This is a genomic window from Duganella sp. BJB476, assembly GCF_003416895.1.
GTDB lineage: Bacteria > Pseudomonadota > Gammaproteobacteria > Burkholderiales > Burkholderiaceae_D > Rugamonas.
The window spans coordinates 1-19,045 of record NZ_QVIO01000001.1; the positions used below are offsets into that span (position 1 = coordinate 1).

Here is a 19,045-nt window from a genome sequence, read left to right on the forward strand (position 1 = left end):
CAGCGCTCCCACATCAGCGCCTTCTGGCTTTCGGTGTAATGGATTCGCGGTCGCTGTTTCATCTTCAACACTCCTGTGACCTAAGGGTTTTAGGTTAGAGTGTTGCGTTGACCGATTGAATCCACAGGCGGTAGCCGACGTTGGCTTTGAAAGTGACGTAGGAATAGGATCACTTGGTCGACAGTGCCCCGATTCATGAGGCGGCTAATTGGGATTGCTCAACGGCTCTTTATTTGTCGGGTATAGCAGCGACATTTTCAGCATTAACGATTGCTTCTAACTGTCGTCCTAGCTTGTTCCATGCTTCCCGTTTTTCGCGGGCATAGTCGTAGTGCAGGTAGTGGCGGCGAACCTTGCTTCCCGCCAGCACGTGGTTTTGGCAACGGTCGATGACGTCCAGCGTGACGCCGAGACTTTGCATCAGTGTGGCACCCGTCCTGCGCAAGTCATGCGCGGTCCACGCGCCGTGTTTCCCACTTTGCAGCACAAGACGGTCATCCTGGCGGCGATGCGGCATCTTGGCGCGAGGACCGCCGTCGCGCCCGTGCTTGAACATGGTTTGCCGGTCGCTGATCTGTTTGGTGATCGCTCGCGGGGAAATGTGGAGCGTGCCCATGTAGTTCGGGAAGCACCAGTCGGTGTCTCCGCTGCAATCGTACAAGCGGCGAAAATATCGCAGCGCGAAATCGGATAGCGAGATCGTCAGACTGCTGATGCGGTCCTTCACGTTCTCCTTTGGTATAAACCATTCCGCGCGCTCGAAGCTGACGTGTTCCCAGCGTGCCATGGTCAACTCGCCGACCCGGCACAGGGTCGACAGCATGATCCAGATCGCACATTCGGTTGTGATTTCGATGGGCTGCACGGCGATGCGCCTGTTTGCCGCTTGCGCATATTCCTTCCGCGCGCGGTCGAGGACGGTGTGCAATTCGTGAATCTCGGCAGGGGAGAGCACCCGCTCGCGCACGCCGCGCGGATCGAACTCCGGGCTGACGATGCGGCCGATCTCGATCAGATCCATCGGGTTGCCCTCGACGAGCAGACGGCGCCACGGCTGACGCTTCTGTGCCCAGTTCAGCATCTGCTTCAGGTTGTTCCGCAACGAGACAGCGCTGCGGTTGGCGCCACGCGCCACCATGGTACGCAGCACGTGACGCAGATCGTGCTCCGTCAGTGCGCGGACGGCGACGCCGCCAATCTTGGGCAAGACGTCTGCATTGAACTGCCGTTTCAATTCTGCGTTCTCGTTCCTGCGCCGCACGCCGTCCAGCAGCCAGACGTCGAACATATCGCGCACCGTCAGGCCTGCCTCGCGTTGCGCCTCGACCTGGGCCAGCTTCGCTTCCAGCGCCTCCTGAACTTCGATCTTCTGCACCTTTTTTACCGTGGCAGGATCGGCTCCAGTGGCCGCGCGGTCGCGCGCGGCATCGCGGGCTTCCCTGATCTGCGCCAGGCTGTCATGCGGCCAGGAGCCGCATGAAATGTCGTGCAGCTTGTCGCCATGCCGGTAGCGGTAGTAAAACGGAATCGTGAGTTTGTTGTCGGCCTTCACGCGTACGCGCCCGAACAGTCCGCCATCATCCCGGACGACGAGTCCGACTTGTTTCGTCGTAATCGCCAACAATTCCTTCTGTGTGATCCTAGGCATCTTGTATTCCAGAACGTCAGCCCTGCAATGGGCCGGAGGTTTTTACAAGGGGTCGCAAGAGGAGCAAAAAATACCCCAACAAATACCCCAACAAGACGCTCGGCTAGGACTGGATGAGTACGGATGGGTATAGACGGATGGTAGCGCCAAGCCATTGATTATTAATGATGTTGCTCAATGGATGGACGTTCCTGGATGCTAAAGGAAGAGTTAACTCGGCCATGGGGTGCAAGGGGTAGGAAGTTCGAATCTTCTCGCCCCGACCAATAGAATCAACAGCTTAGGCCAGTCTTCGGACTGGCCTTTGTTGTTTTTGCAAGTCTGTACCCTAACAAATACCCCAATAATACACTCCGGTTCAAACTGGAGGAGACGACATCTCCGATCTATGAAAAAAAGCATTGTGGCCTTGTTGCCGGTTATTCTTTTTGCTGTTTTTGTGCCCTTTCTTGCTGCAACAGGTATTGCCCGGTCGAGTGGCGTATTGATTTTGAGTTTGGGATCTCCGGTAGCCGTTTTGTTTAGCTACTTCCTGTTCGGTAAGCGTGATTTTCAATCCGCGCTGTATGGCACCGCATTGTCATTGTTGTTGATGGCATGCTCGACATGGGTTATTTGCCTTGTCAGATCCGCAGAGTTTTTCATGCCAGATTTTTCGATCCAGTATATTTCTGCGATCGTGGCCGTCGCCTTGATGGCCGCAGTAGGCGAGGAGTTCGTTTTCCGGGGAGCTACGGTAGCTTTTGATGTCAATCACGCTGGCATAAATGATGTCGTGTTTTTATTGGCGGTCGGCACGGGTGCGCTGGTCCTGGCAAAATTTCTTCAGTATTCAGAGCGGCGTCTTCTGAGTGCGCGGAGTCAGTTCCTGCAACCCGCCAAATGGCACTTTGCAGGAACTGCCCCCGAAGCGCCGAAGCGCGTAAGTGAAGAGAGGAGACGGTAATTGAAACAAGCGGACTTCGCGGCCAGGCTGTGCGAGTTATTGGGGGCCTCGGCGGCCTCGCTGTTCGACGCGTGGCTGGCGCTGATGGAGCAGGACATCGCCGAGGGCTGGTGCGCCTTTTATGCGCGGGAACTGTGGCTGCGCGATCATCTTCCGCCGCCGCTGATCAACGAGCCGGGGCGGGCCTACATGATCGAGCAATTGCGGCAGCGCCTGCGGCTGCCCTTTGGCGAGGAATGCTTGCCCGCCGCGTCCGTGCTGCCGCAGGGATACCGGAATTACCTGGAGACCGGGCAGTTATCGGTGTTCCACCGGTCGGTGACGCCGTGGGATTTGACGGCCGATGCCGTCGCCACCCGGCTGCTGGAGGTCGAACACCGGCACGCCGCGTTCGAGATGGTCCGCAATGAACTCGACTGGTACGTGGCGGCGTGCGAGCGCTGCACGCTGACGCCGCCGTTGCTGTTGTTGCCGAAAGAGGAATCGCCGGCGCTGCGCGACCAGGCCGTGCCACTGGCCTACGACAACAGCTATTGGTGGGCGCTGTGCCAAGCGCTACTTCACGCAGGCCCTGATGGCACAGCGCGCTATGGAGCTGGAGCTGCGTTTTCATTTGCCGCGCATGCGGCGCTTGATCGCGATCTACCAACCCTTCGTGGACCAAGCCGGAGCGCTGCCGGCCTTGATGGCGACGCATTCGGAGCAGATCACGAAAGCATTTTAAACGGCTTGCGGGTGTCTGGCAGACCCGTGGCGATTCAGAGTGCAATAAGCTAGGGTTTCGTGAGCTAGTCCCGAAGCCCCGCTAAAGCAATTTTTTAAGTGGCTCGGGCGCATTGATAAAGTCGTATCAAGCACCATCTGCCGCTTATGTTTAAAACTAAACTTAACTGGCGGCGCCCGTTATTTTACCTACTGTTTCCGGTGCTACTGGTCATGGTGTTTTTAGGCATTCCGCTTCCGCTTGCGCCGCCACCTGCGACAAAACCTGCGCAAGAGCAGTCCGATACGGTGCGTAAGAAAAAGCGTCGGTGAAGTTGATCACATGTTGCGCCTGGGGGCCGGTGGGTACGCTAGGTTGTTAATTGCTGTAGGCTCTCCTAACATCCTCCACGTGTTTCCAAAACGCGTCCTGCCTCGTTGTTAATTGTCCTGCCTTATCCATACTCAGCAAGGTTCTGGTAAGGATAGGGACGATATCCGCATGAGACTTATGGACGTAGTGATAAAGAGGCCAGGATTGCAACGGCGGCTCCATCGAGCGGAGTCCCGTAATGTTCAGGCGCTCGACTTCGAGCCAGGCATTACGCGGTAAGACAGCGATATCGCATCGACCAGCCTTGAGCATGGAGAATATTTGCTGATAGCTGCTCACGACCGTGACATTCTTTTGTCCAGCCATAGCGAACTCGATTGCTTTAATTCCTCGTCGGATACATGTTTGATGCTGCGCCAAGCCTGACCAGCCCGTGATAAGGATGTCCTTGCCTGACGTAAATGCCACCGCGTCAAACTGAATGATGGCCACCGGGATGCGAATCAAATTGGGATAGTGGTTCTCCAGTCCGCCAACATGCATGACGTCGCCATATACTTCGCCGCTATTGACCATGACCACTGCGCGTTCGCCAGGAGCATTCCTCTCTACGACGGAAATGCCTACCCGACCATACACTTCCTTGAGAGTGGGGAACGCGATGTCTATCAGCGGTTCGTTCTCGGTTCGCGCCAGGTAGACCACGTTATTTGGGGCCGTCGCAGCGGCAATAGTTGCAGCATGAGCGACGATCAGGATCGGAAAAATAGCGCGCAACCCGGCATAAGCTGTTGTCGACCACATTGCGGTATATTCCCTGGCGTTAGGTTAGCTTGGGAGCGAAGGTGCGTCTCAGGCCATTCTAATCTAAATCAAGTTCCAGCTTGAAGTGTACTGTAAGCGTCTGTTCAGCCTTCCGATTTGAGCCAGCTCCACGTTAAATGAGCGAAACGTTCAACGTTTTACCAAGAGCCTTTGCAGCTTGTTCAACAAATTCAATTTTCGAAGAGTGCGTCAAGTCAAACAATCGATCTACTTGCGGCATGTGTACGTCGAGCCTGCGCGCCAGGTCTGCCTTGCGCATATTTTGTGCGTGCATCTCATTCCATAGAAGGACCTTTGCCGTTCCTAACGCAGAAAGGCTCACAACGGCGTTTCCGGTGTTGTTCGCCGATGGCAGCGGTATTGGGCGGCGTTCGTCGAAGTAGATCGACAGCGCTGATTCCAGCGCGTCACCTGCATTTGCCAGTGCGTCGGCGATGTCGTCGCCGACAGAGTTTGCTTCCGGGAAGTCGGGGAAACCTACCAAGTAAGTGCCGTTGGAGTCGGGCGTGAGAGTTATGGGGTAGTTCAACATATCATTCTCCGGTTGCTGTCAGACACTCTGGCTTTTTCATTTCAGTCCAAGGTCCTTTTTGATTTTTTCCACGAGTCCGGTTCCAATTTCTTTCGTTCCATGATCCGGAAAGATGGTCGACTTTCCGTTAAGAGTGACCCTATGGTGGCTGCCTTTGGCCGGTGTGAAAACCGCCCCTTGTCGCGCCAGCCACCGTCGGAACTCGCTGTACTTCATAGGGCCTCTACTTCGATGGCTGATAGCTTCAATATACAACATGTTTGTTGTATATTGTGGATGCAGATCAATGGGGACCTGCCCCGGAGGAACCATGCCACCGTGCCTGGCGAGCCACCGAATCCCGCCCCCGGCGCCGCCTGGCAGTCGGCTGTCGCCCTCCCACCTCTCTTGTTTCCTAAACAACGCTAAACTTCATGCAAACTTTGAAAGTTTGTAGAGCCACCTACGCTTCTTCTGTATAAATCTTTCTGGTTGGAATGCGGTCCCCATCGATATGCAAGCGGCTTTTGAGCCGTTTAGGAAATCCTCAGGGTTCGCGTTTCAATGCGGTAGCCTGCTGCCGCCAAATAAAAAATACAGCCCCTCGTAGGGCACACGACCAGGAGACAGCACATGACCTTAAAAACCCCTCACGCTGCACGCCAGCGCCGCTGGACCAAGACGCCGATCGCCACGGCCTTGAGCCTCGGCCTGATGACCCTTTCCAGCGCCCACGCGCAAACCGCGTCCGCCGATAAGCCGGCCGAGAAAACCGCCGACGGCAAGCCGATCGACTCCGTGGTCGTCACCGGCTACCGCTACGCGATCGAAAAAAGCCTCGACCAGAAGCGCAACGCCAACGCCATCGTCGACGTGGTCACCGCCGAAGACATCGGCAAGTTCCCCGACAAGAACGTGGCCGACGCGCTGCAGCGCGTGCCTGGCGTGATCATCGACCGCAGCGGCGGCGAGGGCAAGAACGTCAGCGTCCGCGGCCTGTCGTCGGAACTGACCCTGACCCAATTGAACGGCAACTACATCGCCACCGCAGAGTCCAACGGCGATCCGACCCGTTCCTTCAATTACATGCTGATGCCGGCCAACATGCTGTCCAGCGCCGAACTGTTCAAGACGCCGGAAGCGCGCATCGACGAAGGCGGCATCGGCGGCACCGTGATCCTGCACACCCGCCGTCCGCTGGAAGTGAAGTCGGGCACCGGCTTTGTCTCGGCCGAAGGCACCTGGGCCGACACCAGCAAGAAGACCGACGGCCAGTTCTCCGGCCAGTACGCCTGGCACGACGAGAGCAACCGTTTCGGCGTGCTGGTCGGCTACACGCAACAGAAACGCACCACCCGCACCATGGGCGCCAGCACCGAAAACTGGCAATGGTATGGCGACGACTACGACGCCCATCCGGCCACCGACGTCAACGGCAAGCCGTCCAATATGAACAGCTACTGGTGGGGCCAGTCCGGCTTCAAGGACCAGAGCGGCAAGAAGTACACCAACTTCATGATGCCGACCTCGGTCAACTTCGACGTCAAGACCGAGGACCGCGAGCGCAAGGGCGGCCAGCTGACCTTGCAAGCCAAGCCTGTCCGCAACCTGACCGTGACCGGTAACTACTTCCGCTTCGATCTGTCGCAGAACTCGCAGACCAACACGCTGAAGATCCCGGAATGGAATCTGGCTCGCTATGACGGCGACGGCAACTGGGCCGGCGGCCGCATGCTCGACGGCCTGACCTTCGACCGCAGCGGCACCATCGTCACCGGCGCGCAATACAGCGCGCATCCCGGCAAGACCTACTACTGCAGCGGCGACCAGGCCAAGGCGGGCGGCCTGACCAACACCGGCGGCTTCGGTCCGGACGATTGCACCATTCCAACGCCGCAGATTACCGGCAGCTACAACCGCGAAAAAGCGCTGTCGCAAACCGCCGACATCGAAGTCGAATGGCATGGCACGTCGCTGGACGCGACCTTCAAGGGCGGCCGTACCTGGGCCGGCGGCGGTCCGGAGCTGCAATTCGGCATGCCGATCAAGCCGCGCCTGCAAAACGCGGATGGCAGCTGGACCCTCGGCAACTACGCCAGCGCCTGGAGCACGGCCGGCAAGCCGACCATGACCTTCTCGCCGGAACTGATGTCTAACCTGCAGAAGGGCATAGGCGAAATCGACCTCGGTTCGACCAGCTCGTCGTGGACCCACAACAGCACCGAGCAGAAATACGCCCAGGCCGATTTCACCTGGCACGCCGACAGCACCTGGCTGGACTCGCTGCAATTCGGCGGCAAGTACCGTGATGGCGGCACCCACCGCAGCACCGGCAACAACTACTGGGTGTGCAAGGGCGCCGATCCGACCAACTACGACAAGCGCTACCAGGCCGGCTGCGATCCCACCGCCAACAAGTTCCAGTCGCAGTTCCTGTACAGCCAATCGCTGGACAATCTGGCGGGTGGCATCAGCGCCAGCGCTTTCCCGGCGATTAACTATCCGGCCTACATCGCCTACCTGAACCAGACCTACGGCGCTATGCAGACCCGCAACGAAGACAACTTCGTCTACAACGTCAACGAGAAGATTTCGTCGACCTACTTCCAGGCCAACATCAAGACCGACCGTCTGCGCGGTAACGTCGGCCTGCGCGTGGTGCGCACCAGGCAGCATGCGGACTCGACCGACCGCGTCGACAACTACAACGACTACTTCTTCAACGGCGCCAATGGCAGCCCGGCGCCTTGCCAGGCGGGCGGCGCTCCTGCGGTCGGTGCACCTGCCGGCTCCGGTTGCACCAGCGGCTTCACCCGACTGCCGGACAGCACCGCGCGCAGCTCGTCGTTCGTGCTCAGTTCGCTCGATCGCAGCTACACCGACGTGCTGCCTAGCTTCAACCTGGCCTTCGACGTGCGTCAGAACCTGCTGCTGCGCGTGGCCGCGTCCAAGGTGGTGTCGCGGCCGAGCTATGGCGACATCGCGTCGCCGGGCGGCTTGCAGTACTACAGCCAGGAATACGTCAACGACCGCCGTCTGATCGGTGGCGGCGACAAGCAGGGCTGGTTCGGCGAAGGCAGCAACAAGCAGCTCGATCCGTACAAGGCTACCCAGCTCGACGTGGGCCTGGAGTGGTACTTCCACCGTGGTTCCGTGCTCGGTGCCGACCTGTTCCGCAAGAACGTCAGCAACTTCTCGGTGCCGGTGGTGCGCGACGTGACCATGAATGTCGGCGGCCAGACCGTGACGGTGCAGAACTATTCGACCACGGCCGGCGGTCGTAACGGGGTGTCGCAGGGTATCGAGACGTATGTGCAGCACACGCTCGATTCCGGCCTCGGCTTCCAGGTCAACTACACGTACAACAAGACCAACCAGGCTGCCATCACCCTTGGCGACGGCACCGAGATCGGCAAGTCGCCGCTGGTCGGCAGCGCGAAGAACCAGGCCAATATCACCGTGTTCTACGAAACCGACAAGTATCTGGTGCGCGCTTCGTACAACCGTCGCGGCGAAGTGGTCAACGGTCTGGTCAACGGTCTGAACGTGTATGAAGATCCGTACAGCCAGATCGACGTGAACGTGGCCTACAACCTGACCAAGGAGCTGAGCCTGACCGCATCGGTGCTGAACCTGACCAAGGAAGAGACCCGCTCCCACCTGGGCAGCGACACCAAGGATCGCTTCTATTCCAACGGCTACACCGGCCGCATCGCGTACTTTGGCCTGAACTACAAGTTCTGATACCTTCCTCCCGTCCCCTCGCGCCCGCTGGTGTGAGGGGAGGTTCCCGTCGGCGCTTGCCTGTTTTGGCAACCGCCGACTTTTTTGCTTGTGCAAGGGATAGCGAAAAATGACAAACAACCGTATCAAGCGCGTGGTGGTGGTCGGCGGCGGCAGCGCCGGCTGGATGGCGGCTGCGGCGCTGGCCACCTATCTGGGCAAGCAGGCTTCCGTACGCCTGATCGAGTCCGAGGAAATCGGCATCGTGGGCGTCGGCGAGGCCAGCGTTCCGCACATCCGCATGTTCAACTCCCAGATGCTGGGCATTGATGAAACCGAGTTCGTCAAACGGACCCAGGGCACGGTCAAGCTCGGCATCGAGTTCAAGGACTGGTCGCGCATCGGCGACAGCTATATCCACGGTTTCGGCGTCATCGGTCGTTCGCTGGGGCCGCTGCCGTTCCACCAGTTCTGGCTCAAGTTGTTCCAGTCCGGCCGCGCGGCGGCGATCGGCGATTATTCGGTACAGACCGTGATGGCGCCGCAGGGCAAGTTCGTGCCGGGCGACGGGAATGCCCCGCCTAATTCACCGCTGGCCGACATCGCTTACGCCTACCATTTCGACGCCAGCCTGTATGCGCGCTTCCTGCGCGAGCTGTCGGAGCAGCGCGGCGTGCAGCGCATCGAAGGCAAAATCGTCGGCGTGAACCAGCGCGCCGATGACGGCTATGTCGAATCGGTGACGATGGAAAATGGCGAAGTGGTCGAAGGCGAATTGTTCATCGATTGCTCGGGTTTCCGTGGGCTGCTGATCGAGCAGACGCTCAAGACCGGCTACGTGGACTGGACGCATTGGCTGCCGTGCGACCGCGCGATGGCGGTGCCCAGCGAGCGCGTCGATTCGATCACGCCGTACACGCGCGCCACGGCGCGCGAGGCGGGCTGGCAGTGGCGCATTCCGCTGCAACACCGCACCGGCAATGGCTATGTGTATTCGAGCCGTTACCTGGGCGACGACGAGGCCGCCGCGACGCTGCTGGCCAACCTGGACAGCAAGGCGCTGGGCGAGCCGCGCCCGCTGCGCTTCACGCCCGGCATGCGCAAGAAGTTCTGGAATAAGAATGTGGTGGCGCTGGGGTTGGCCAGCGGCTTCCTGGAACCGTTGGAATCGACGAGCATCTATATGGTCCAGTCGGGCATCAGCCGGCTGCTGGCGCTGTTCCCCGGGCGTGATTTCAATCCCTTGCTGGCCGAGCGGTTCAACCGGGAATCGGCGTTCGAATACGAGCGGGTTCGGGATTTCCTGATCCTGCATTACCACGCTACCGAACGTAACGACACGCCGTTCTGGGATTACTGCCGCACCATGTCCGTTCCGGACAGCTTGCAGGAGGCGATGGAGTTGTTCCGCAGCGATGGGCGCTACTTCCGCAACGGCGAGGATTTCTTCGCGCTACCGAGTTGGGTGCAGGTGATGCTGGGCCAGCGCATCATGCCGCAAAGCTACCACCCGATCGTGGACGATATGCCGGAAGAGAAGTTGGTGCAATACGTCGAAGGCATGCGCGCGACGCTGGCGCAGGCTGTTGCGGCCATGCCGACGCATGGGGAGTGGATCAACCGGTATTGGAAGGCGGCCACGCCGTAAGCGTACCGGGGGCGTGCCCCCGGTACTTACTGCTTTACGGTCGCTGCGGCTCGCGCAGATCGGCGGGCAGGGCGTCGGCTTGCGTGCCCCAGGTTTGGGCGGCGGCATCGCTGCCTAGCTTCATCTGGATCTGTCCGCCGGCGTTGAGCTGCTCCCAATCCAGCCAGACCTTCGGCAGTGGCTGGCCGTTCCAGCGCACCTGCTCGATCGCCATCGGCGCCTTGTCGCTGGCGGCGTTGCTGTTGATGCGAAGGGTCTTGCCATTGCCGACATCAATCTCGGCGCTTGCAAATTTCGGCGCATGCAGCAGGAAGTGTCCGCTACCCGGCATCGATGGATACAGACCCAGCACACTGAACACATACCACGCCGACATGGTACCCAGGTCGTCGTTGCCGGTGACGCCGTTCGGTGCATTGGTGAACAGCGTCTCGGCAGCGCGCAACACGGTACTGGTCTTCCACGGTTGGCCAACCAGCGTGTACATCCACGGCGCGTGCAGGTCCGGTTCGTTGTTCGGGTTGTAGCGATACTGGCTGTAGTAGTTGTACGGCCCCATCACCCAATCCTTGCGCACCGCCTCGTAGGGATTCTTGCGCAAGGCGTCGTAGGCGAAGAAGGCGTCGAGCCGGCGCGCGGTCTGCGCGCGTCCGCCCATGGCTGCCACCATGCCGCCCACGTCCTGCTGCACCAGCCATTGATATTGCCATGCAGTGCCTTCGTGGAAGCCGTGCTCGGCGCGCGGGCTGTAGCTGCCGTCAAGCTCGGCAAACCATTTGCCATCGGTCATGCGCGCGCGCGGGAAGCCTTTGAAGCCGAGTTCCTTGTCGTCCGCCGCTTCATCCCACACCTTGTGCCAGTTGCCGGCGCGCTTGCGCAGCAGCGCGGCGTCGTCACGCTTGCCTAGCGCCTCGGCCATGTAGGCCAGTGCGCCATCGGCCTGCGCATATTCGAGCGTGGCGGAGCCGCCGTGGTGCGGATCGACATCCATGCCCTTGGCGCGGAAGGCGCGGTCGTACTGCACGTAGCCGTTTTCCAGATAGCTCGGATTGCCGGCGCGGCCTTCGCTGCGGCTGCCGAATGGCGGTGTGCCGAAGGCGTTCTCACGCAGCGCGGTGTAGGCGCGCTGTTCCTGGCCTTTCAGCGCGCCGAAGCGCCACAAGTCGACCAGGAACGGCGTCACCGGGTCGCCCGTCATGACGTTGGATTCGAAGTTGGCGTAGCCCCAGCGCGGCAGCCATCCACCTTGTTCGCGGGTCTTCAGCACCGAATCGGCGATGTCGCGCGCGCGTTCTGGACGCAGCAATGCCAGCAGCTGATTGTGGGCGCGGTAGGTGTCCCATAGCGAGAAGAACTCGTAGTAGGTGGCGCCGCCGGCGTTGTGCAGGGCGTCGTCGTAGCCGCGATAGCGGCCGTCGGCGTCGTTGCCCGTCAAGGGCTGCAGCAGCGCGTGATAGAGGGCGGTGTAGAACACGGTGCGCTGATCCTTGTCGGCGCCGCCGATGCGCACCGTGTTCAGCTCCTGCTGCCAGGCGCGCTGGGAGGCCTCGCGCATCGCATCGAAGCTGCGCGGCTGAGTGCCTGCGTAGGCGTCGGCGTGCAGGTTGCGGCGCGCGCCTTCGGCATCGACGTGCGAGATGGCGCTGATGGCGGTGACGGCCTTGCCGTCTTTCAGGTCAAAGGTGAACCATGCGCCGTGTGGACGGCTGTCGCCTTGCTGGCTCAGGCCGCGCGTGCCGGGCGTGCCGCCGGCGTCGCTCCATACGCCGTGGGTGCTGAAGGGACGGTCGAACTCCATGCGGAACCAGGTGGCGTACTGGGCGCCGCCGCAAAAACTCTTGGTGACGATCTTGCCTTCGATGGCTCGGTCGCCCACTACCTGCAAGCTGCTGCCGACCACCGAATGGCGCTCGTTGGCCTGGCCGACGTTGACCAGCACGTGCCCTTGGCGGGCGGTGTCCGCAAACGTGTAACGCTCGGCGCCGGCGCGCGTGAGCGCCGTGGTTTCGGCGACGATGCCGTCGTAGTCGGTGAGCTTGATCTTGAAGTAGCCGGCCGTGCCGACTTCGCCGTCATGGGTGTAGCTGGACGCGTACTTTTTCTGGTCGAAGCTGGCCGGCTTGGTGGTGTCGAATTTGGCGCCGGGGCCGATGTCGCCGGTCACCGGCAGCACCGACAACTGGCCGCCCTGTTCCCAGCAGCCCGCGCCGGACAGGAAGAAGTGGCCGAAGCCGCGGATCTTCGGGTCCAGGTAGCGCCAGCCGGCGTAGTGCTCGCCGATCGGGCTCAGTTGCAGCATGCCGAATGGGGCGGAGGCGCCGGGGAAGGTGTTGCCGTCGTCCTGGGTGCCGATGAAGGTATTGACCGGGAAGCCCGATTCAGTTGCGGGCGCGGGTGCGGGCGCAGCGGCGGCCCAGATGCTGGTCATGGCCAGCGCGATGCTGAGCGCCAGCTGGCCGGTGGTGCGGTGGTGCGTCATTGAGCGTCTCCAGTTGGTATTGTTGTTCTGTTGTTTATAGCATTTGAAGCCTGCGGCGGCGAGGCGAGGGCGGCGCGGACCGCAGAGTTTAGTGCGGTTTTAGTAAACACCGTCCTAGCTGATCACCTTAGTCGATCGCCTTGAAGCGGATCGCGGCGCCGCCGCCGGCTGCCAGCCATAGCGTCATCGTCTGGTCGCGCTGCGCGGCCTTCTTTTCGATGACGATGGCGTAGGGATTGGTTTCCCAGTGCGCGTCCGGGCCGTCGCGGTAGATTTCGGCCTGGTAGCGCTGGCCCGGCGCCAGGAAGTCGAGCTTGAGATCGAGCGTGCGCGCTGTTTCGTTGGTCAGCGCGCCGAGGAACCAGTCGCGGCCCCCGCGCTGTTGGCGGGCGACGGCCACATACTGACCCACTTCGCCGGCGATGGCGCGGCTTTCTTCCCAGTCGGCCGGGACGTCGACGATGAACTGGAAGGCGTCGCGCCGCGCCTCGTAATTCTCGGGCAGGTCGGCCGCCATCTGGATCGGGCTATACAGCACGACGTACAACGACAGCTCCTTGGCCAGCGTGGAGCGCACGCGGTTCTCCGATTGTTCGCCGTTCGGCTTGAGGTTGAAGATGCCGGGCGTGTAGTCGAAGGGGCCGGACAGCATGCGGGTAAATGGCAGCAGCGCCGTGTGCTCGGGCGGATTGGGCGGATAACCCCAGGCGTTGTACTCCTGGCCGCGCGCGCCTTCGCGCGTGAGCCAGTTGGGGTAAGTGCGGCGCAAGCCGGTGTCCTTGATCGGCTCGTGGGTGTCGATGCTGATGTGGCGCTTGGCCGCCGCCATGACGGAGTGCAGGTATTCGCCTGCCATGTACTGGCCGTCGTGCCATTCGTAGCGGGTGATGCCCTCGGCGTCGACGCGCTTGATACGCGCGTTGTCGGTGACGTAGCCGGTTTTGACCTGCGTGACGTTGTTGTCGCGGTAGTAGTCGAGCGCGCCGTCCATCTGGCTGGCGTAGTGCGATACGGCGCCCGAGGTCTCGTGATGGCCGATCAGGCCCACGCCCAGCTTCTTGCCGTAGGCGGCGATTTGGCGCATGTCGAAATCCGGGTAGGGTTCGGTGAAGCTGAAGCGGTCGCCGTTGTCCTGCCATTCGCCGTCCCAGCCGACGTTCCAGCCTTCCACCAGCACGCCGGAGAAACCGTACTTGGCGGCGAAGTCCATATAGCGCTTGGTCTCCGCCGTCGTCGCGCCATGCTTGGGGCCCGAGGCCCAGGTCTTCTGCCACAGGTGCATGGCCCACCAGATACCGACATATTTGCCCGGCTTGACCCAGGAGACGTCGCCCAGTTTGTTCGGTTCGTTGAGATTGAGGATCAGGTCCGAGTTCAGCAAGCCCTTGGCGTCGGGCGATACCTGCACGGTGCGCCATGGCGTCTTGAACGCGCCGCGCGTCTTGACGCGGCTGCCGTCGTACCACGGCGTGAGGTCGGCCTTGAACACGCCGTCGTGCTGCTGGTTGAGCGTCATCGATGCGTAGTCGGTCAGCGCCGCCTCGTGGATCGACAGGTGCACGCCGGACGGCAGGCGAAGAGTGAACGGCGTTTCCACATGCGGCGCATCTTTCAGCAGTGTGGAACGGTACAGGTATTCCAGGCCGCGCCAGGCGCGCGCCGGGATCCACCAGGCGCGGGTCTTGTCGGCGTCGGGGATCTGGAACTCGGTGGTTTCGTCGACGATCTCGATCTCGCCCGGCATGCCCGGCTGCTCGGGCACTTCGTAGCGGAAGCCGATGCCGTCGTTGAACACCCGGAAGCGCACCGTGAATTTGCTGCGCGTATCGAGCGCGCGCGCGAAGTCGACGCGCAGCTCATTGTGCTGGTCGCGCACCAGTTTGCGCTCACCCCAGGGCTGGGGCCAGGTGGTGTCGGCGCTGTCGCTGGCCGTGGTGGTGATGTTGTAGCCCTCGCCAAAGGACGGGCCGCGCTTGAACACCATGCCGAGGTGGGAGGGCGTGATGACCGGCACGCCGCGATATGTCACGCGATAGGTCGGGTTGGCGCGATCGTCGCTGATGCTGACCACCAGCGCGCCATCGGGCGAACTGACGCTGGTGTCGCGCGCGTGGGCGAAGGGGCCGGCAAGGGCCAGTAGCAGGAGATAGAAAGGTTTCATTATTGGGTTTTTGAGGGCCGTTGATTGACTATTCTCACCTACCCAGGCAGGAAAATTCGCGGAAAGCATGCTTGTATTGCGCAGTTTAGGAATGATTACTAAAAACGGCCCGGTCGCGTTTGCGAGCGGGCCGTTCTGAGTGTCGGTCAGCGTGGTGCTGTTTTACTGTTTCAATGCGTCGGCGGGGATTTCGATGGAGGTCAGCTTCCAGTTCCATAACCCGAAGCGTCGCAACGTTAGCGCACCTTCGGAACCTTCGGTGTCGGCGCGTTGCAAGGTCACCTTGCTCCAGCCCTTGAACGACAATTTGTAGTTCGGTTTTTCACTGGTGCCGGATGGACCGGCGGCCGTATCGGGCGCCGTCGGCGCGCGTTGCATCAGCGCGATCAGCCCGGCGGGCGAGACCAGCGAATCGATCATCGGTCCGATCATGGCCGCGCCGAGCGCCTGGCCGACACCGGCGAACGGGTTGGACTTCAATTCCGGCGTATCCATCGCCGCCATCATGCCGCCCATGACCTGGCCTTTCAGGTTTTCCCGAAGGGTGGGGAAGTCGACATGGTCGGAGATGGCCTCGGCGTCGCGCTCGGCGATGGCGGTGCGAATTTGATACAGGGCGATGTAGGGCGAGCCGAAGGTAATGACCAGGGCGATCGTGATAACCGCAACGGCGCTGAGCGTTAGTTTTTTCAAGTGGGTTCCGGGTTTCGGCAGGGGCGTGCCGTGGCGCGGCTTGATTATATGTTGATGTTGGTAACTTTACAAATCTTCACTCAACGGAGATAAAGCGGCAATCCCCCATCGGTTTAATGGCTGCTGTGTTATTCAACCACGGGGAACAACCATGACAGCATCCGCAGCAGCGCGACCCTTGATGGTCTTGCGCGATTTGAGCAAGCGTTACGACAGCAGCGCCGGCAGCCTGATGGCGCTGGACGGCATCAACCTTGAAGTGCAGGCCGGCGAGTTCGTCGCCGTGGTCGGAAAATCCGGCAGCGGCAAATCGACTTTGCTGAACCTGGCCAGCGGCATCGATACGCCGTCTTCCGGCGAAGTCTGGATAGACGGCGCCGCCGTGCACGGCATGCGGCAATCGGAGCTGGCGCGCTGGCGCGGCCGCCACCTCGGCATCGTGTTCCAGTTCTTCCAGCTGCTGCCGACGCTGACCGTGGCCGAGAACGTGATGCTGCCGATGGACTTCTGCGCCACCTATCCGGCGCGCCAGCGGCGCGCGCGGGCGCTGGCGTTGCTGGAGCGGCTGGATATCGGCGCGCAGGCTGACAAGCTGCCGTCGGCGCTGTCCGGCGGCCAGCAGCAGCGCGCGGCGATTGCGCGCGCACTGGCCAACGACGCGCCCATCCTGGTGGCCGATGAACCGACCGGCAATCTCGATAGCGACACCACGCGCCAGATCATGCAGCTGTTCGCCGGCCTGGTCGAACAGGGCAAGACGGTGCTGATGGTGACGCACGAACGCGACTTCAGCGCGTACTTCACGCGCCTCGTCACGCTGGCCGACGGCCGGATCTGCGTGCCGCGCGACGGCGTTGCGGGCATCGACCATGCCGCCAACCGGGTGCGTCATGCTTAGCCCGCGCTGGCGCAAGCTGTTGCGCGATGTCGCGCTCACGCCCGGTCGCGTGGCCCTGATGGTGCTGGCGATGGCGGCCGGCGTGTGCGGCCTGGCCACCATGTTGAGCAGCTACACCATCCTCAGTCGTGAGACCACCCGCAACTATCTCGACACCAATCCGCCGTCGGCCACGCTGCAACTGGAGCGCATCGACGCGCCGCTGCTGGCGGCGATACGCGCCTTCCCCGGCATCGCGCAGGCGCAGGCCAGCGGCACGGTCGGCGTCACGCTGGCGGGCGAGGGCGCCGCGCTGCCGCTGACCATCTTCGTGGTGGACGATTTCAACCAACTGCGCATCAACACAGTGTATCGCGAGCAGGGCGCATGGCCACCGCCGGACGGATCGCTGTTGCTGGAGCGCGAGGCGCTGCGCCTGATCGGCGCGCGCATCGGCCAGCGCATCGCCGTCGGCACCGGCCACGGCGCGCCGCAATCGCTGCAGATCTCCGGCACCGTGCACGATCCGTCGCTGCCGCCTGCCAGCCGTGGCCAGACGGTGTACGCCTATGCCACCCCGGCCACCGTGGCCGCGCTGGGACTGGACGGCAGCCTGCGCCAGCTGAAGCTGACCGTCAGCGAGCAGCCCATGAATGTCGACGCCATCGAGGCGACCGTGGCGAGGCTGGCCGTCTGGCTGCGGCAGAACGGCCACGCCGTGGAGCGCATCCGCATTCCACCGCCGGGCGAGCACCCGCATCAAAAGGTCATGAGTTCCATCCTGGCGATGCTGCTGGTGTTCAGCGGCGTGGCGCTGGTGCTGTCGGCGGTGCTGGCGGCGACGGTGGTCGGCGGCATGCTGCAACAGCAGCGGCGCCAGATCGGCGTGATGAAGACCATCGGCGCGCGGCGTTCGCAGATCGCCGGCCTGTATCTGACGCTCGTGCTGGCGCTGGCCGGCATCGCCACGGCGCTCGGCATGTCGGCCGGACTGGCGGCGGGGCGCGCGTTCTCGCGCGTGGTGCTGAACCAGCTCCTCAACTTCACCATGCATAGCGGCGCGGTGCCGCACTGGTGCTATCTGCTGATGATCGCGGCCGGCGTGCTGCTGCCGCTGGCGATCGCCGCGGTGCCGATCGCGCAAGCCAGCGGTGCGACGGTACAGGCGGCGATCAGCGACAGCGGCAGCCATGGCCAGCGCTTCGCCGCGCCGGCGGCGTGGCTGGACCGCCTGCCGCTGGTCGACCGCAGCCTGTTGCTGGCGCTGCGCAACAGCCTGCGCCGGCGCGGCCGCCTGCTGCTGACTTTGGGCTTGCTGGCGCTGGCCGGCGCCATGTACATGAGCAGCCTGAATATCCGGGCCGCGTCCGCGCAGCATTTGGTCGACGCGGCGGCGGAGCGCCACTACGACATCGAAACCACGCTGGCCCGTCCGGCGCCGATCGCGCAGGTCAGCCAGCTGCTGGGCGCACTGCCGCAGGTGGCGCTGGTCGAGGCGTGGGAGCGCAGCGGCGTGGCCCGCCAGCGCGCCGACGGCCTGGAGATCGAGCGTGTCTATCCGGACGGCGCGCACGGCACGTTGGCGGTGCAGGCGGTGCCGGAGCAGAACGCCACGCTCAAGCTGGAGATGTTGGCAGGCCAATGGATGAGCGCCGGCCAGCCGGACGAGGTGGTGTTGAACAGCGCCGCGCTGGAGTTCTTCCCGCAGGCGCGGGTCGGCGGCAGCGTCGGCATCGCCGGCCATGGCCGCGCGCTGACGCTGCGGGTGGCCGGCATCGCGCGCCAGGACATGACGGCGGCCACGGTATTCGTCTCGGCGCCGACCTATGCGCGGATGGCGGGGCGTCCGGGGCAGGCGTCCAGCTATCGCATCGTGCTGCGCGCGCACGACGAAGCGGCCATCGATGCGGCGGCGCGCCAGATCGGCCGCACGCTGGCCGCCGCCGGCATCGACGTCCGCATGAATTTGACGGAGACCATGCTGCGCAAGGAGGTCGACGGCCATTTCGATCTGCTGATCGCGGCCATGCTGTTCATCGCGCTGTTGATGGCGGCGGTCGGCCTGTTCGGGTTGGGTTCGGCGATGGGCAGCAACGTGGCCGAGCGCGGGCGCGAGTTCGGCATCATGCGCAGCATCGGCGCCAGTTCCGCCGTGGTGCTGCGCAATGTGTTGTGTGAGGGCGTGCTGGTCGCTTTGATGAGCGTGCCGCTGGCCTTTGCGCTGTCGCTGCCGCTGTCGGCGGCGATCGGCGCCTACCTGGGCGAACTGCTGTTCGGGCTGGCGTTCCCGCTGACCGTGTCTGGCGCCGGCGCGGTGGCCTGGACGGCGATGGTCCTGTTGGGCGCCTTGCTGGCGAGCGGCTTGCCGGCATGGGCGGCGTCGCGGCTCAGCATTCAGTCATCTCTTGCCAGTCTTTGAAAGGAAATCATCATGAAAAAATCCACCGTGGTGGCGGCATTGATCGTCGTCGTTTGCATCGGCCTGTATGCGGGCGCGC

The 19,045-nt window shown here is 62.4% G+C and carries 13 protein-coding genes; 6 read left to right on the plus strand and 7 right to left on the minus strand.

Annotated elements, in window-relative coordinates; all coding sequences use genetic code 11:
* Positions 1-229: 229 nt before the first annotated feature.
* Complete coding sequence (locus D0T21_RS00005) at positions 230-1,648, minus strand: site-specific integrase (RefSeq protein WP_116987841.1); 1,419 nt, start codon at positions 1,646-1,648, stop codon at positions 230-232.
* Between the two features lie 388 nt (positions 1,649-2,036).
* On the opposite strand from D0T21_RS00005, the gene D0T21_RS00010 reads away from it, so the two are divergent.
* Together D0T21_RS00010 and D0T21_RS00015 are read left to right on the plus strand one after the other, a co-directional pair.
* Positions 2,037-2,594: a hypothetical protein gene (locus D0T21_RS00010; RefSeq protein ID WP_116987842.1), complete on the plus strand. Its 558-nt coding sequence runs from the start codon at positions 2,037-2,039 to the stop codon at positions 2,592-2,594.
* On the plus strand, positions 2,595-3,371 hold the full coding sequence (locus tag D0T21_RS00015) for a hypothetical protein (protein WP_116987843.1): 777 nt from the start codon (positions 2,595-2,597) through the stop codon (positions 3,369-3,371).
* Between the two features lie 304 nt (positions 3,372-3,675).
* Here D0T21_RS00015 and D0T21_RS00020 read toward each other — a convergent pair whose 3' ends face one another.
* The 3 genes from D0T21_RS00020 to D0T21_RS00030 all read right to left on the minus strand — a co-directional run bounded on the left by D0T21_RS00020 (position 3,676) and on the right by D0T21_RS00030 (position 5,299).
* Positions 3,676-4,434 (minus strand): hypothetical protein, encoded by a 759-nt coding sequence (locus D0T21_RS00020; protein ID WP_116987844.1) that lies wholly within the window; start codon positions 4,432-4,434, stop codon positions 3,676-3,678.
* A 133-nt stretch (positions 4,435-4,567) separates the two neighbouring features.
* Entirely contained in the window at positions 4,568-4,987 is a 420-nt protein-coding gene (locus tag D0T21_RS00025) for a type II toxin-antitoxin system HicB family antitoxin (RefSeq protein ID WP_116987845.1), read from the minus strand.
* 36 nt (positions 4,988-5,023) lie between these two features.
* Positions 5,024-5,299, minus strand: coding sequence for a type II toxin-antitoxin system HicA family toxin (locus D0T21_RS00030; protein ID WP_307720688.1), 276 nt, complete (start codon positions 5,297-5,299; stop codon positions 5,024-5,026).
* Between the two features lie 300 nt (positions 5,300-5,599).
* Between D0T21_RS00030 and D0T21_RS00035 the strand changes: the two genes are divergently transcribed.
* Together D0T21_RS00035 and D0T21_RS00040 are read left to right on the plus strand one after the other, a co-directional pair.
* Positions 5,600-8,710, plus strand: coding sequence for a TonB-dependent receptor (locus tag D0T21_RS00035; protein WP_199538373.1), 3,111 nt, complete (start codon positions 5,600-5,602; stop codon positions 8,708-8,710).
* Positions 8,711-8,819: 109 nt separating this feature from the next.
* On the plus strand, positions 8,820-10,337 hold the full coding sequence (locus tag D0T21_RS00040; protein WP_116987847.1) for a tryptophan halogenase family protein: 1,518 nt from the start codon (positions 8,820-8,822) through the stop codon (positions 10,335-10,337).
* Between the two features lie 34 nt (positions 10,338-10,371).
* Here D0T21_RS00040 and D0T21_RS00045 read toward each other — a convergent pair whose 3' ends face one another.
* The 3 genes from D0T21_RS00045 to D0T21_RS00055 form a co-directional block, all read right to left on the minus strand.
* Positions 10,372-12,816, minus strand: a complete 2,445-nt coding sequence (locus D0T21_RS00045) for a GH92 family glycosyl hydrolase (RefSeq protein WP_116987848.1) — start codon at positions 12,814-12,816, stop codon at positions 10,372-10,374.
* A 127-nt stretch (positions 12,817-12,943) separates the two neighbouring features.
* Entirely contained in the window at positions 12,944-14,977 is a 2,034-nt protein-coding gene (locus D0T21_RS00050; RefSeq protein ID WP_116987849.1) for a glycoside hydrolase family 97 protein, read from the minus strand.
* A 162-nt stretch (positions 14,978-15,139) separates the two neighbouring features.
* Positions 15,140-15,670, minus strand: a complete 531-nt coding sequence (locus D0T21_RS00055; RefSeq protein ID WP_158567939.1) for a DUF2939 domain-containing protein — start codon at positions 15,668-15,670, stop codon at positions 15,140-15,142.
* A 151-nt stretch (positions 15,671-15,821) separates the two neighbouring features.
* Between D0T21_RS00055 and D0T21_RS00060 the strand changes: the two genes are divergently transcribed.
* Positions 15,822-16,568 (plus strand): ABC transporter ATP-binding protein, encoded by a 747-nt coding sequence (locus D0T21_RS00060; RefSeq protein WP_229211273.1) that lies wholly within the window; start codon positions 15,822-15,824, stop codon positions 16,566-16,568.
* Entirely contained in the window at positions 16,561-18,966 is a 2,406-nt protein-coding gene (locus D0T21_RS00065) for an ABC transporter permease (RefSeq protein WP_158567940.1), read from the plus strand. Before D0T21_RS00060 ends, D0T21_RS00065 begins: the two co-directional genes overlap by 8 nt.
* Positions 18,967-19,045 lie beyond the last annotated feature (79 nt).

Bases quoted from the DNA above. Each gene is read 5' to 3' on its own strand.
- D0T21_RS00005 (WP_116987841.1), bottom strand. From the start codon at position 1,648: ATGCCTAGGATCACACAGAAGGAATTGTTGGCGATTACGACGAAACAA.
- D0T21_RS00010 (WP_116987842.1), top strand. From the start codon at position 2,037: ATGAAAAAAAGCATTGTGGCCTTGTTGCCGGTTATTCTTTTTGCTGTT.
- D0T21_RS00020 (WP_116987844.1), bottom strand. From the start codon at position 4,434: ATGTGGTCGACAACAGCTTATGCCGGGTTGCGCGCTATTTTTCCGATC.
- D0T21_RS00025 (WP_116987845.1), bottom strand. From the start codon at position 4,987: ATGTTGAACTACCCCATAACTCTCACGCCCGACTCCAACGGCACTTAC.
- D0T21_RS00030 (WP_307720688.1), bottom strand. From the start codon at position 5,299: ATGGTTCCTCCGGGGCAGGTCCCCATTGATCTGCATCCACAATATACA.
- D0T21_RS00035 (WP_199538373.1), top strand. From the start codon at position 5,600: ATGACCTTAAAAACCCCTCACGCTGCACGCCAGCGCCGCTGGACCAAG.
- D0T21_RS00040 (WP_116987847.1), top strand. From the start codon at position 8,820: ATGACAAACAACCGTATCAAGCGCGTGGTGGTGGTCGGCGGCGGCAGC.
- D0T21_RS00045 (WP_116987848.1), bottom strand. From the start codon at position 12,816: ATGACGCACCACCGCACCACCGGCCAGCTGGCGCTCAGCATCGCGCTG.
- D0T21_RS00050 (WP_116987849.1), bottom strand. From the start codon at position 14,977: ATGAAACCTTTCTATCTCCTGCTACTGGCCCTTGCCGGCCCCTTCGCC.
- D0T21_RS00060 (WP_229211273.1), top strand. From the start codon at position 15,822: ATGACAGCATCCGCAGCAGCGCGACCCTTGATGGTCTTGCGCGATTTG.
- D0T21_RS00065 (WP_158567940.1), top strand. From the start codon at position 16,561: ATGCTTAGCCCGCGCTGGCGCAAGCTGTTGCGCGATGTCGCGCTCACG.